Annotated in this window: 13 protein-coding genes and 1 pseudogene; 7 read left to right on the top strand and 7 right to left on the bottom strand. The window is 50.7% G+C overall.

All coding sequences use genetic code 11. The annotated features are described in order from the left end of the window. Window positions 1–372 (top strand): annotated as a pseudogene (locus METMK1DRAFT_RS06200) (IS256 family transposase); the annotation flags it as partial. Window positions 373–646: 274 nt separating this feature from the next. Here METMK1DRAFT_RS06200 and METMK1DRAFT_RS06195 read toward each other — a convergent pair. The 4 genes from METMK1DRAFT_RS06195 to METMK1DRAFT_RS06180 are packed head-to-tail and all read right to left on the bottom strand — an operon-like array spanning window position 647 to window position 4,949. Further along, a complete protein-coding gene (locus METMK1DRAFT_RS06195) occupies window positions 647–1,606 on the bottom strand; it encodes a VIT1/CCC1 transporter family protein (protein ID WP_009071843.1) in 960 nt (319 codons plus the stop codon). A gap of 37 nt (window positions 1,607–1,643) precedes the next feature. After that, the gene (locus METMK1DRAFT_RS06190; protein WP_009071841.1) at window positions 1,644–2,117 is read right to left on the bottom strand and encodes a hypothetical protein; all 474 of its coding nucleotides are present in this window, start codon (window positions 2,115–2,117) and stop codon (window positions 1,644–1,646) included. A 32-nt stretch (window positions 2,118–2,149) separates the two neighbouring features. Continuing rightward, entirely contained in the window at window positions 2,150–3,073 is a 924-nt protein-coding gene (locus METMK1DRAFT_RS06185) for a 2-oxoacid:ferredoxin oxidoreductase subunit beta (protein WP_009071839.1), read from the bottom strand. Further along, window positions 3,060–4,949: a 2-oxoacid:ferredoxin oxidoreductase subunit alpha gene (locus tag METMK1DRAFT_RS06180; protein WP_009071837.1), complete on the bottom strand. Its 1,890-nt coding sequence runs from the start codon at window positions 4,947–4,949 to the stop codon at window positions 3,060–3,062. The genes METMK1DRAFT_RS06185 and METMK1DRAFT_RS06180 overlap by 14 nt, the downstream gene beginning before the upstream one ends. A gap of 165 nt (window positions 4,950–5,114) precedes the next feature. Here METMK1DRAFT_RS06180 and METMK1DRAFT_RS06175 point away from each other — a divergent pair, with 165 nt between their 5' ends. The 4 genes from METMK1DRAFT_RS06175 to METMK1DRAFT_RS06160 all read left to right on the top strand — a co-directional run bounded on the left by METMK1DRAFT_RS06175 (window position 5,115) and on the right by METMK1DRAFT_RS06160 (window position 7,962). Beyond that, the gene (locus METMK1DRAFT_RS06175) at window positions 5,115–5,309 is read left to right on the top strand and encodes a CopG family transcriptional regulator (RefSeq protein WP_009071835.1); all 195 of its coding nucleotides are present in this window, start codon (window positions 5,115–5,117) and stop codon (window positions 5,307–5,309) included. Between the two features lie 64 nt (window positions 5,310–5,373). Then, on the top strand, window positions 5,374–5,553 hold the full coding sequence (locus tag METMK1DRAFT_RS06170) for a hypothetical protein (RefSeq protein WP_009069394.1): 180 nt from the start codon (window positions 5,374–5,376) through the stop codon (window positions 5,551–5,553). 16 nt (window positions 5,554–5,569) lie between these two features. After that, window positions 5,570–5,866 (top strand): hypothetical protein, encoded by a 297-nt coding sequence (locus tag METMK1DRAFT_RS06165; RefSeq protein WP_009071833.1) that lies wholly within the window; start codon window positions 5,570–5,572, stop codon window positions 5,864–5,866. Beyond that, the gene (locus tag METMK1DRAFT_RS06160; protein WP_009071831.1) at window positions 5,863–7,962 is read left to right on the top strand and encodes a xanthine dehydrogenase family protein molybdopterin-binding subunit; all 2,100 of its coding nucleotides are present in this window, start codon (window positions 5,863–5,865) and stop codon (window positions 7,960–7,962) included. The genes METMK1DRAFT_RS06165 and METMK1DRAFT_RS06160 overlap by 4 nt, the downstream gene beginning before the upstream one ends. Here the strand turns inward: METMK1DRAFT_RS06160 and METMK1DRAFT_RS06155 are convergent. Further along, window positions 7,949–8,746: a hypothetical protein gene (locus METMK1DRAFT_RS06155; protein WP_009071829.1), complete on the bottom strand. Its 798-nt coding sequence runs from the start codon at window positions 8,744–8,746 to the stop codon at window positions 7,949–7,951. The two genes, METMK1DRAFT_RS06160 and METMK1DRAFT_RS06155, sit on opposite strands and share 14 nt — an antisense overlap. A 222-nt stretch (window positions 8,747–8,968) precedes the next feature. Here METMK1DRAFT_RS06155 and METMK1DRAFT_RS06150 point away from each other — a divergent pair, with 222 nt between their 5' ends. Continuing rightward, the gene (locus tag METMK1DRAFT_RS06150; RefSeq protein WP_009071828.1) at window positions 8,969–9,526 is read left to right on the top strand and encodes a hypothetical protein; all 558 of its coding nucleotides are present in this window, start codon (window positions 8,969–8,971) and stop codon (window positions 9,524–9,526) included. A 292-nt stretch (window positions 9,527–9,818) separates the two neighbouring features. Here METMK1DRAFT_RS06150 and METMK1DRAFT_RS06145 read toward each other — a convergent pair whose 3' ends face one another. Further along, complete coding sequence (locus METMK1DRAFT_RS06145; RefSeq protein ID WP_009071826.1) at window positions 9,819–10,556, bottom strand: carbon-nitrogen hydrolase family protein; 738 nt, start codon at window positions 10,554–10,556, stop codon at window positions 9,819–9,821. Next, the gene (locus METMK1DRAFT_RS06140) at window positions 10,553–11,677 is read right to left on the bottom strand and encodes a CBS domain-containing protein (protein WP_009071824.1); all 1,125 of its coding nucleotides are present in this window, start codon (window positions 11,675–11,677) and stop codon (window positions 10,553–10,555) included. The genes METMK1DRAFT_RS06145 and METMK1DRAFT_RS06140 overlap by 4 nt, the downstream gene beginning before the upstream one ends. 42 nt (window positions 11,678–11,719) lie before the next feature. Here METMK1DRAFT_RS06140 and METMK1DRAFT_RS06135 point away from each other — a divergent pair, with 42 nt between their 5' ends. Continuing rightward, a complete protein-coding gene (locus METMK1DRAFT_RS06135; protein ID WP_009071822.1) occupies window positions 11,720–12,772 on the top strand; it encodes an acetoin utilization protein AcuC in 1,053 nt (350 codons plus the stop codon). The last annotated feature ends 60 nt before the right edge of the window (window positions 12,773–12,832 follow it).

Raw genomic sequence — 12,832 nt, 5'->3', positions numbered from 1 at the left:
CGCTCCGGGATCAAGGTCGCGAGGCAGACCTGCCTGGTCCACCTCAAACGGAGGGTGGACAGGAGGGTTAGGGTCTTGCTGGACCTCCTCCTCTCCCTCGCCGAGTCCGTCCCCACCCGTGGCTCTCCCCTCCTCTCCTACCTCCTCGCCCCCAGGGAGCTCTGGCCCCTCCTCAGGTCGAACAACCTGGCCGAGTCCTTCAACTCCCTCCTGGAGAGGAGGAGGTTCGGCAAGTGCCACTCCCCCTGGAGGATACTCCAGATCGCCCGGGCCATAGCCCTCAACTACAACCTCTCGACCTGTTATCTCATCCTTGTAATAATATTACAAGGTTCCTTATTTCTTCGTGAAACGGTCAAATATATTCAATAATTCCTCCATTGAATAAGTCCAAATCAACAGAGATATTACAATTTGCAAAGGAGCCCTGAATCGCCCCAGCTACTTTGTGGATCGCTTCAATTTTCTCAGTGGATAATCGTTTTTGAACCTCCCTAAAATTCAGGGTCTATTACCTGATTGGAAGAAAGCCGGACATCGGCTTTAGGAAATTTGATGGAAACCGCAGAGGGAAAGGCAATCGGTCCTCGGCCTCACGGTAGGGTCTCCCGTAAAATCCCCGTGAAGGTAGAGATGTTCGTGACCTTCAGAGCCCTGCTGTGTGGGCCAGCAGGCCCAGTCCGTGGGTTACGAGAGCTGCAGCTAAGGCTAAACCGCTCATCACTGCTCCCTTTCTCCAAGGGGAAACGTCACTGAGAAGGCCTATCAAAGCTCCAACCACAAAAGTTGTTCCTCCAGTTAGTAAGTATGATGATAGGAGCCCAGCTAACCCCTCTAACCCAAGGAAGAAAGGGATAACTGGAATCAAGGCGCCGAGTATATATGATATCGCTGTAGTCCTGACGCTCTCCTCTGCCCTGGACTGCTCTTCCCTCTTCTCTTCGACCATGTTCCCCTCAAGCGTCCTCCTCAACCTAGCCTTCCTTTCGGCGTTCTTCCTGATGTCTTCCTCGGACTTCGAAGAGAGGTACGCCCCTATACTCATGGAGATCATCCCAGATACCCCAACTATCAGCCCTCCTAGAGCGACGAAGAGGGGTGAAGGGAACAACCCAGCTAGACCCGACACCGCCGCCAAGACCTCAATGAGACCGTCGCTAACGGCGTAGATAGCGTCCCTCACCTTATTCACGTCTAGTTGCGTCTGGATCAGGAGGTCTTCGTGGACTAGCTCCTGCATCATTATGTCCTCCAGCCCCTTCCTTTCTGTGTCAGTGAACCCCTCGGCTTTCGACAATGCGTAATACTTCTCCGCGTCCTCCTCCTCTCCAAACTCAGCGATCTTTAACACTACGGTGAGTCCCACTACTCTCCTCAGCTTGGACAGGAGGAATAACCTTACTCTGTCTCTTATCCCCAATCCCTCCAGCCTCACCCCTCTCCTCTCGGCGACCTTCCTCCAGAAGTTCGAGTGTTCCAGCTCTCCTCTGGCCAGCTCTGAGAGGACGTCCTTGACCTTCGGCGACTCCTCCTTCTCTGCTAAGGATGAGTAGAACCTATGGTCGAACAGCTCTGCCCTGTAGTTCTTCCTTACGATTTCGTCCATGAGAGTATTTTATAGAAACTACTATTTAAGAATAACTCTAGATTAACTCCCCTATACGGACTTTCTTAAAGGAAGGGGGAACGTCCCTGTCCTTCGTGGAGGCTATGAGAACACAACACCAATCCCTGAACTCCCAGGGATCCTGATCCTTCAGGACGTAGTACTTCAACCTGTTGGGAGAGGAGGTCTCCTCGACCTTCCTGAATTGGGAATCGCTCTCCAAGACCAGGTAGATGTTGTCTGCCTTGATCTCCCTCCCTAGAACGTACCAGGTGACCTCCCTAGTTCTCACCTTTTCCCACGTCTCACTGGGAGGCGCTAGTTTGAGACCGGCAGGGGCGGAGCCTATGACCTCAACGATCTCCATGAGTTTGGGTTCTCCTCCCTCTACGACGAACACCATGTCGGCCTTAGGATAGTACAGATAGACCCTCTCCTTAGAGCCCCCTAGGAGGATCGTGAAGACCCTTTCCCCCCTGTAGTTCAGAAAGTATTCCTGAGGTAACGACATATAGTTGAATGAGTCCAAGTAAAATAAAAAATTTAGATTTCCTTCTCCCTTAGGATATCGTCCAACAGGGTCAGGAGTTTGCCCTCAGCTTCTATCTTGGTCTTCGCTGGTGTCCTCTCCTTATAGCTGGGAGCGTTGGACGCTATCCTCTCCTCATAGGGTGGAACTAACTCGTTCTGATAGAACAGGCCTATGGGTATCTTCTCCCCCCACTCCAGGGATTTCAGGATGGCCCTAGACATCTTCTCTCCTTCCTCCTCTGGCTTCCTCACGACAGGATCCCATGAGGGGTCGGAGTCTAATTTGTAGACCCTCTTGTCGAAATACTCCTTTGTGTGGATGTCGTTGTAGGTCGGACAGGGTTGTAATACGTCTATTAACGCTAGGCCCTTGTGTTTTATTCCCATCTTTATCAACTCCTTCAGGTGCTTAACGTCGTAGGCGTAAGACCTCGCGACGAAGGTGAAACCAGAGGATATGGCTAAGGCTATGGGGTTGACGTTATCGTTGACGTTTGGCCTAGGTAGCGATTTGGTCTTCTCGCCCCTCCTGAGGGTGGGGGAGGCCTGACCTTTTGTGAGACCGTAGACACCATTGTCGTGGAGTATAACCAGCATGTCTACGTTTCTCCTCCCTGCACTCACGAAGTGTCCCACGCCTATTCCCAACTGATCGCCGTCTCCTCCGTTGACTATTACGGTCAGCTCTGGGTTTGATAGCTTTATCCCTGTGGCGAAAGTCAGGGCCCTCCCGTGGAGCGTGTGGACTCCCGAGATGGGTAGCCTGAAGAAATGTGGAGTCTTGCCCGAACATCCTATCCCGGACACCACCACCACATCTTCATGGGTCAGGCCTAGCTCCGTTATTGCCTGTTGTTCTGCGTTCAGTATCCCGAAGTTACCACAGCCAGGACACCAGTCGTTCCACTCGGGAACCCAGACCTTAGGCACCACCATTTAAGATCACCCTCCTCTGTCCGTTCAGGACGGATTTCAACCCGGTGTAGACCTCGTCCCAGGCCATGGGTCTACCGTTCCACTTGAGGATGTGATGAGTTGGTTCTATACCCGTGTTCAGTTTCAACACGAGTCCAGCCTGACCCTCGTAGTTACCCTCAATGTCTATTATGGCCTCCTTCCCAGATAACAGCTTCTTGGTCAGGGACTTAGGGAAGGGATTGAACATCCTCAACTGAATCACCTGAACCTTGGTTCCCTCACTTTCAAGTTGCTCCACGGCGTCTAACACTGAACCCTTAGGTGAACCCCAAGTTATCACGGCAACCTTGGCGTCCTGATCCCCGAACACCTTCAATCTCTCCTCCTCGGGTATTTCCTTATCTGCGGTGTCTAGTTTACGTATCCTCTTCTCATACATTTTCGTCCTGTTCTCGGAGTCTTCAGAGATATGTCCTATCTCGTTGTGCTCGTCTCCTGTGTAGAACACGTAGGCCTTTCCTAGTGCCACCCTTGGGGATATACCGTCTTCGGTGAACTTGAATCTCTTAAACTCACCATCAGGTGACTCAACCAACTTGCCTCTTTCCGCCCTGAGGGAATCCAACTTGAGTTCCGAGACGTCAAATATACTGTAAGCGTTAGCAATAGCCTTCTCCACAAGATGGATAACAGGTGTTTGATACCTCTCTGCCAGGTTGAAGGCCCATATAGCATCCTGAAAGGCCTCCACGTGATCACCAGAAGCGATGACGATCCTGGGGAACTCTCCGTGACTAACGTTCATGGCAAAGAGTAGGTCAGCCTGAGAAGTCCTAGTAGGTTGCCCAGTAGACGGACCGCCTCTAATGTAGTACGTGATCACTACTGGAACCTCGTTCATCCCGGCCCATCCTATACCCTCGGCCATGAGTGAGAAGCCAGGACCTGAGGTTGCAGTGGCTGACCTCACGCCGGTCAGGGCTGCCCCGCTTGCCATGTTTATGGCAGCCAACTCGTCCTCGGCCTGCACCACGACTATGGGCCTCTTCCTCTTATCCCCAGTCTCGGGGTCAAGGGCCATCACTTCCTGGTGAGCCTCTATGTAGACGCTCTCATCTGATGCCGGAGTTATGGGATAATAGCTTTGGAAGCTTAGACCTCCGTATATCTTCCCCATGGCCACAGCGGTGTTTCCATCCACCTGTATCCTCTTCCCGGTCTTAGGTAATTCCCTCAGCTGAAACATGGGCTTTACGGTACTCATCACCAGCTCTGTGGCTATGGAGTTTATCTTGACGAAGGTCTCCTGTTTGAAGGTCCTTTTAACAGCGTCCATGAAGTATTCCTTCCTCAGTCCGAGAAGAGCGTAGGAGGCCGCTATGGCAGCAGTGTTCTTTGCCCTCTCCGCAACCGACATGGGTACACCCACGGCGTCAGCGGTCTTCTTCACTATCTCGTCGTAGTCCAGCTCGATTAGTTTCACACCTTTTGACTCTGCATATTTCAACGCGTCAGCTACTGTGGTTCCTAGGCCCTGAGACTTCAGGAAGTGGGTCAATCTCTCCTGGATCTCGGGCTCCATACTTTGTACTCTCTCTATGCTGGTTCCCTTCACTCCCTTGTGATATATAATGACTCCCTTCACTTCCTGAAAGTGCTGAAACACGGTCTCGGCGTCGAAGCTGGCCAGGATGTCCACAGTACTGGAGATACTTCTTGCCCTTCTGTCGCTTATGGTGAGGTTGAAGTAGCTGTGCCGCCCCTTGATGTTAGAGTAATATTCCCTGTTTCCGTAGATGTAGTATCCGGCAGCTGCTATTGCCGCCCCAAAAATGTTAGCAGAGGTGTCCACTCCAGTCCCCTGTGGGCCTCCAATTTCCCAACTAATCCTCATAAATCTCTAATGATAATAGGCTACAGTAGGTATTAAAGTGAATCTACCCATGATTATAAACACGTACGAGAATGCTTAAATTTATACATGAACATAATTGATAAAACGGATTAATCATGACTATTTGGTGTTCAGCTTTTAGGTTGTAGAGCGTATTTCCTTACCATGAGACAGGTAACATTACCTGAATCTATATACAAGATATTGGAGGAGAGAGCTGAAGGAAAGCGATCCACAGTGTCGGATCTCCTCTGCGACATGGTACTGGAATACCTGGAGTTTAAGGTGAGGAGGGAAGCTCTGGTCAGGTTGAGCCAGGAATTCATGGAGGAGGGGGAGAGACTAGAGAGGACGGGCTGAATCCTTTCTCACGTTAATAGAAATCTTTTTATAACTGTTTATAACGAATTTTCGTTGATAAATAATGACCTCCCACACCGATGTGGGCTATGCCCAAAAGGGTGGGAGTGATTGCAGAGATGTGAGCCCCGTGCCGTTGGGCTCGAAGGAGTCCCATGACCCACCTACCGTAAGTAGGTGGTTGAGGGCTAAGTCCCTACACTCGATCATGAATGAACATAAAATGATTGAAATGAGAGTGTAGGGATAAACGGGATCTAGTGGAGGCAGGGGAGTCCTATTGGAAGTCGCTAAGTTACATCATGAGGGCTGTGGCCGAGCTAATCGGTTTTAGCCTGGAGAACTACCAGGACTACTACTCTCTCGCTGAGTATTTGGCCTACAAGTTCAACGACGGCTCCGTGGTGGTTCAGTTCCTGAACGCTGAGAGATTGCATGGTGAATTCCACCCGAGGCCACAGGGAGGAGAGAGCTTCAACAGGAGGGTAAGCGATCTTAAGGCGCTTACGGAGAGGCTGAGAGGTTTTTTAGCTAGCCTCGCTAAATCCTCCACATGAGAAGACTAGACGTTCTTCCCCTACTCTTGGGAAAAGGAAACTACGCGGATGACCTCAAGTTCTCTGGATATTACGGGGCATTCGTCAGGAGTCAGATACCCCACGGGAGAATAAGGAGTATTGATGTATCAGGCGCTACGAAGGGGGGTGCCTTGGTTCTGACTGGGAGAGACATGGTGGTAGGAGAGGCTGAGTCGAGGGACAGGGAGGGATCGTCCCTGGGTAAATCTCCCTTGGCAACGGATAAGGTGAGGTACGTTGGAGAACCCATAGCCCTAGTCCTGGCTCAGGATCCCTACAGGGCCCAAGACCTGGCTGAGGAGGTACAGGTGGACTACGAGGAGTTGGAGCCAGTAAACGACATAGAGGAGGCGTTGAGCGGCGTATCCTTAATCTTCGAGGAGCTAGGATCGAACGTGGTGGGTAAGAAGACCTTCGAGTACGGCAGGATACCTTCAGGGGACAGAGAAGTCAACCTGGATCTATATTGGTCGAGATCCTCAGGGAACCCAATGGAGACCTTCGTCGTCTCAGTGTACCCTGAGGCCTGGGGAGTCAGGGTCATCTCTAATATGCAAGCACCGAATTTCCTCGCTGGAGAAATATCCAGAGCCCTGAACCTCAGGGTGGTCACTGAGCCCGTGAGGCAAGGGGGAAGCTTCGGGGCAAAGTTCTCTGCGTTAAATTACGCAGTAATACTAGCGTTCGCGGCCTGGAAGTACAGGGTGCCTGTCAGGTGGGTCGAGAACAGGACAGAACACCTAATGGCGTCAAACAGCTCCGGACCAGAGAGGAAGTTCAAGGCCAGAGCTACCTTTCTCGCAGACGGAACAGTGACCGGGTTGGACCTCACGGTCTGGGAAGATGTGGGTGCCTCCACCTCGGGAGGTCAGGCCTTCAAACCCACCGGTATCCTGGCCGGGCCTTACGCCATCAAGAACATAAGGTACGACGTGAACCTAGTCGCAACTAACAAGAACCCGCCTGGAGCCTTCAGGGGAGCTGGTACCCCTCCCCATACCTGGGCCCTTGAGAAGATTATGGACTCGGTGGCAGACGAACTGGACTTAACTAGGGAGGAGGTCAGGAGGAGAAACCTTATCAAGGAGTTCCCCTACGAAGCCCCCTATGCCTTCTACGACTCGGGTAACCCGGTTGCTCTACTGGATATGGCACTCTCCAGGAAAGACCTGTTCTCATTACGGGAGAAGGGATTCGGGGTTGGTATTGCTTGTTCCACAGATCCCAGTACCCCGTCTGGTCAGGAGGAGGTGAGCGTTTCAGTTCGGGAAGGCAAGGTAATCGTCGGGATAGGTTACGGACCTGAGGGTCAAGGGAACGAGCACACCGCCATCAGACTAGTGTCCTCCATGCTGGGGGTGAGGGAGAACCTCGTGGAGGTGGAGTTGCTAGACTCGTCCAGGTTACAGGGAAGCTTCGGACCCGGTGGAAGCAGGATGGCAGTCTTCATGGCAGGAGCCATAAAGGGGGCCACAGAGGAGCTGGTGAGGAAGATAAGGTCGAAGTTGGAGGCGGAATCAGGGAGTGAGGTGGTATATCACGACGGTCACTTCACAGTGAAAGCGACGGGAGAGAGGATCCCCATAACGAAGTTCCAAGAGGAGGCCAGATATACCTTCACCCTCCAAGGGAAGTCGAGGTTCAATGCGTATCCGTTCGCCTGCGACGTGTCAGTGGTCAAGATAGATGAGGAGACTGGGAAGATATTACCGGTGAAACACGTCGTATACATAGACCCCGGAACTCCCCTGGATGAGGACTTAGTGAAGGAACAGGTCACTGGAGGAACCTACACTGGGATATCCATAGCCTTGTATGAGTCCTACGTGTACCAGGAGGGAAAACCTCTCACCCTGAACCTCTCCGACTACAACATGCCGACGGCGGTAGAGATACCTGAGATAGAGGTGAACATAGTGCCCACACCGTCGCCCTACACCCCCATGGGAGCGAAGGGGATAGGTGAGATTCCAGTGGGAGTTGCCGCAGCTGCAGTCACGGCTGCGGTGGAGGACCTACTGAAGAGGAAGATAAACCATGTCCCCATAAGGATGGAGGAGGTCACGAGAATTTAGCAGCCAAAGCCTCTATCATCTCTTGAGGTAGGACGGACTTTCTTTTGAAATCGTAGTATATCTCCGACTTGGTCTTGGGGGTGAGAGTCTTCCCTTCCATTACCTCATCGGCGGAAGCTGAACCTTCCAAGACCCTCAGTTGTACGTCCTCGTCCTGTCTCCTGAGCTCCACTACGTTCTCCCAAGGGTGTACGTTCATGGCAACAACGGCAGAGAAGACGATTAGAGATGAAGGCAGGACGAGGTTCAGAACTACCCTCCCCTTACCCAAGGCCTCCACTGACTTATTTTCGATGAATATGTTCCTCCTTTTCTCCATCTTAAGGACTGCCCCATCCCTGAACTCCACTACAATGTCGTCCTCCCCCTGTCTTCTCACCGCGTCCTCCATGAGGGAATAGGATTCGTAGGGAAGGAAGGTGAGTCTGAAAGTACCCTCTTTCACCAAGACCTTGGGAGGAATCACGTTATTTTCCACGAAAGCGATCTTTGAGATCTCTGAGAGGGGGACAGCGTAGTACGGAAACTCCACGACCTCCAACTCTTTACCTCCCAAAAGTTTAGTGGCTTGTTTCACGAAGATGTTCCTGTCATACTTGAGCTTGGAGTAGAGATCCTTGAGGATGTTATCCAATGAGCGGATGAGCCTCTTGAGCAACTCATCCTCCAGATAGAAGCTGACTAAGGGAACTAGGTTATACTCTTTGGCGAGCGATTCCGCCCTCGCGGCTGAACTCCTAAATGAGGAGTTTTCTAAGAATCTCTTCAGTGAAGTGGGTTCCATGGCTAAACGGAAACCCACTAGTTTTTATTTTTTCCAGTGTAATTCCAGAATTTTATTACATCTGATAAATATTAGTACAGGGTAATTCTTCAATTTATATCGAAGAATACATATTCCAGCTAGTGAAACGAAGTTAAATACATTGTTTCAGTCCCTTTACACCGAGACTGGAACCACTCATATTTATAGAGGAATGTAGAAGGACACATCGGTGAACACGAAATGAAAGCTGCATACCTAGCTCTCGTGGCGTTACTCGTCGGTTCCACCGCAGTGGCAGCATCTTCTGTGGCGGGATACGGACCCCTGGCGTACATAACATATCATATAATCAACACCAACGAAGGAAACATAACCATCGTACCTGCAAACATTAACCTAGGGAACCTGACCCCAGGAGAGAAGGGGAACGTGACAGTTAACGCGTCAGTGACTTTGAGCAAGACAGATAACTACACCATTATGCTTCTTCATTTGGAGAAATTAAAGAAGGACTTCAGCGAGTTCAAGGCAATAATCAATATAGGTAACAAGACCATAACGATCGATCTTGATCATCCCTTTGCCGTATTACAATTAAGCAATGGAACTTACCAGGTTCACATCACGATAGTATATCAAGTGTCCCAAAATCCCAGTGGGGACCTCAACGTTAACAACGAGCCGCTTCTCATAATACATCCTGGAGTAGTACATAAGGACGATCATCACGAACATCACGGACACCACCACGATAATGGGAACGACGATCAAGGAGATGACGATCGAGGAGACGGTTAACATTTTTATTTAATTTTCATGTAAATCTTTTTGTCTAAACTTAAGTCCTATTTTCCTGGTTATACAGAAGTATAAATACATTTAGTGTATAAATATAGAAACTTTTAAGCTAACCTTTCTGTTAGAGGATAGTGATGTTTCCCTCCACTAGCCCCAATGATCTGGGGGTGCCCGTGTATGATTCCTCAGCAGGGGTGCCCGTGGCGTATTCAAGAGTGATTGAAGAGGGCAGCTTACGGCACAGGTAAGTACTGTGAGAGAAGCCCAATCGCTCCTTTCATCTTCACTACAATTAAAGAGAATCTCCTGTTTTCTCGTCCAACGACTCCACTGTGAAGGGAAGTATTTCCCTGAGTCTCTCCAACCTGATGTGAAAGTATGACATGGGGTCTATGTCTACCACCATGTAGCCGTCCTCTTCTTTCATTTCTCCAAGCACAGTGACGTCGACTATGGAATCCCTCTTATAGGGGACTACAACCATACTCCCCCCCAAGAAGTCCGGGATTTGGACGGCATTTGCGTTAACTACAGCGATCCTGTTCTCCAGAGCCCTCATCCTCACGTAGTCTCTCCACCTGTCTATGCCGTCCCTCCTCACTTTCGAGGGAACCAGAAGCACTTCCACTCCTCTCTGAAAAAGGGCTCTAACTATCTCTGGGAAGTCCAGATCGTAGCATATGACCACACCGATCTTTACACCGTTTAGCGTAAATGTGATCAGCTTGTCCCCAGGAATCAATCTGCCCCTCTCGTTTCCAAAAAGGTGGATTTTCTTGGCCAAGCCGAGGATTCTGCCTCTCCCAGTGATTATGGGAGAGACCACCGATACGCCGTCCTCAACAGCCCCGGGTATTATGTAAGCGGTGTACTTAGTCGCTAACCTCTGAAATTCAGCAACTGGTAACTCCTCTAATGTTTGAACCCACTTCTCTGGAAGGAGAACTAGTTGGGAGCCATCCTCCAGTGCCTTCTCGGTGTTACGCAGAGCCGACTCCCTGGATGCCGGTTGAACCACTGCTATTTTCAAATTTCCTCTTCCTTATCACCCTTCTTCTCCTGAATTCTCTTTAATTTTTTGACCAACCTCTGCTCCAGCGTGTCCACGGCCCTCTTAACCGCAGCCACCGGATCCCAGTCGCTGTCGTTGGCGACGAAGTTCCCTATCTTCGTGCTGAGGTTTACGGTGACCTTATAGAGTGTCCTCCCCTGACTACTGGCCTCCTCCTTGAAGGAAACCCTGAAGTTGTTCACGTCCGTGAACTTCTCGAGTTTGGAGAGGTACCTCTCTAACACTCCGTCCAACTGTGCCTTAAGGTCTTGGTTTCTGAGCCCTGAGGTGAGTTTGGCCTGAATCGGCATTGAAAGCTGGAACTTAGACTCCAGCGATCTTATCACATCCACTCCGCTTATGACCCCGGCCACGAAGTCCCCCTCTAGAACAGGTGCACCAGATATCCTATTCTTGAGTAACTTCTCAGCCACTGACTTCAGGCTATCGTTTCCGGACACAGTTATGACAGGAGAGTTCATGATCTCCTTCACCGGGCTTGCCATGATCCTCTCCTCCTCGTTGAGTATTGAGGCCCTCTTCCTCTCGCTCAGGGGAGAGTACAAGGCGTTAACTATATCCCTTGATGTGACTATACCAACAACTCCCTTCTCGACGACCGGAATCCTGCTTATGTTATCCTTCACCATGATCCACCTGGCCTTGGCAACGGAGTCCTCTGGAGAGAGGATCACCGGGGGAGAACTCATGTACTCCCTCGCTTTTCCTGAAGTCAATTGTCCGGACTTGAGGAGGTAATCCAAGAGGGACTCTCTGGTTATTATTCCAACCAATTCCCTGTTACCCTTAACCACTGGGATCGCTCTGGCCTTAGTTGTGTAAAACTTCACTACAACTGTGGTGAAGTCGTCGTTGGGTGAAAGCGAGATTACGGGAGAGGAAACGTTGATGACCTTGGTCTCAAGGTTCACTCTCCTCCTTATTAAGTCCTTGAAGCTCAGTAGGCCCACAAGCTTCTTTTCCTTGACCACCGGGACGACCCACTGATTGGTCTCCCTCATCTTATTTATGACGTCTCTCAGCCTATCGTTTGACCCAGCTACCAGGGCTGGACTTATCGTGAGTTCCGAGGCACTCATACTAGATTCCTTATTAACTTGAATTATTAAAACCTACTAGAGATGCACAGGACAGCCTTCGTTTGGGATGACCTCTATCTGAACTATAGCTTCCCAGGAGACCATCCCTTTAAGTCCCTCAGGGAGAGCATGGCAAGAAAGTACATGGAGGAGAGGGGATTCTTCCACGTTGTTGAAGTCGTGAGACCCGATCCGCCGGAGGAAGATATACTCACGGAGGTTCACTCTCCTGAGTACGTGGACTTCGTGAGGGCGATGAGTGAACTGGGTGAGGGGCTCTTAGATTACGGCGATACTCCAGCCTTCAAAGGGGTGTACGAGAGCGCATTGATGAGGGTTATGGGTAGCGTCACGGGTATAAGGCTTCTAGCCAGGGGGTATGACCACTCCGTTAACTTGGGGGGAGGTCTCCATCACGCTCAGAGGAGCGCAGCCTCCGGGTTCTGTGTATTTAACGATGTCGCCATAGCCGTCAAGCAGGCTGAGAAACTCCTAGGGAGGGTGGCAGTCGTGGACATAGATGGACACCACGGGGACGGAACGCAAGCCCTACTTTACGAGGATCCCAAGTCCTTGAAGGTATCTCTTCATATGTACCATAGGGGTTTCTTCCCAGGGACTGGAAACATAGACGAGATAGGGGAGGGAGAGGGGAGAGGTCTTACAGTTAACGTTCCACTCCCCCCAGGTACAGGCGATGACGCGTATCTTTACGCCTTCGACAACGTGGTAATACCGGCCTTAGAGAAGTTCAAACCAGACATCATTGTAATCCAAGAGGGAGGAGACTCCCATATGAGCGATCCTTTAGTGGGGCTGAAGCTGAGCACCAGGGGGTACCTCGAGGTGATAAAGAGGATCCACTCATTTTCCCACAATAAATCGACTGGGAAGATACTCATGTTAGGAGGAGGAGGGTATGATTACGATGCCACAGCGAGGGTCTGGACTATCTCGACTGCGGAGCTCTCTGGTATAGATCCAATGGAGGTGGAGTCCCTACACGATTGTTGTCTCACCTCGTCTTCGGCTTTCGTCATGGAGAGGGTCAGGGAAGTGGTCAAAAAGTTGAGGGATATACACGGACTAGGATAGAGATCTGAAATTATAGAACGGAATAGCCAATTAGCCTGAGCCTCTACAGATCTTCGCGGT

The organism is Metallosphaera yellowstonensis MK1, assembly GCF_000243315.1.
Taxonomy (GTDB): Archaea; Thermoproteota; Thermoprotei_A; order Sulfolobales; family Sulfolobaceae; genus Metallosphaera; species Metallosphaera yellowstonensis.
The sequence above is the reverse complement of the archived record's forward strand: the minus strand, read 5'-3'. Positions and strand labels throughout refer to the sequence as shown.

Bases quoted from the DNA above. Each gene is read 5' to 3' on its own strand.
- METMK1DRAFT_RS06170 (WP_009069394.1), top strand. From the start codon at position 5,374: ATGACCTCCCACACCGATGTGGGCTATGCCCAAAAGGGTGGGAGTGAT.
- METMK1DRAFT_RS06175 (WP_009071835.1), top strand. From the start codon at position 5,115: ATGAGACAGGTAACATTACCTGAATCTATATACAAGATATTGGAGGAG.
- METMK1DRAFT_RS06150 (WP_009071828.1), top strand. From the start codon at position 8,969: ATGAAAGCTGCATACCTAGCTCTCGTGGCGTTACTCGTCGGTTCCACC.
- METMK1DRAFT_RS06155 (WP_009071829.1), bottom strand. From the start codon at position 8,746: ATGGAACCCACTTCACTGAAGAGATTCTTAGAAAACTCCTCATTTAGG.
- METMK1DRAFT_RS06160 (WP_009071831.1), top strand. From the start codon at position 5,863: ATGAGAAGACTAGACGTTCTTCCCCTACTCTTGGGAAAAGGAAACTAC.
- METMK1DRAFT_RS06140 (WP_009071824.1), bottom strand. From the start codon at position 11,677: ATGAGTGCCTCGGAACTCACGATAAGTCCAGCCCTGGTAGCTGGGTCA.
- METMK1DRAFT_RS06180 (WP_009071837.1), bottom strand. From the start codon at position 4,949: ATGAGGATTAGTTGGGAAATTGGAGGCCCACAGGGGACTGGAGTGGAC.
- METMK1DRAFT_RS06195 (WP_009071843.1), bottom strand. From the start codon at position 1,606: ATGGACGAAATCGTAAGGAAGAACTACAGGGCAGAGCTGTTCGACCAT.
- METMK1DRAFT_RS06190 (WP_009071841.1), bottom strand. From the start codon at position 2,117: ATGTCGTTACCTCAGGAATACTTTCTGAACTACAGGGGGGAAAGGGTC.
- METMK1DRAFT_RS06135 (WP_009071822.1), top strand. From the start codon at position 11,720: ATGCACAGGACAGCCTTCGTTTGGGATGACCTCTATCTGAACTATAGC.
- METMK1DRAFT_RS06185 (WP_009071839.1), bottom strand. From the start codon at position 3,073: ATGGTGGTGCCTAAGGTCTGGGTTCCCGAGTGGAACGACTGGTGTCCT.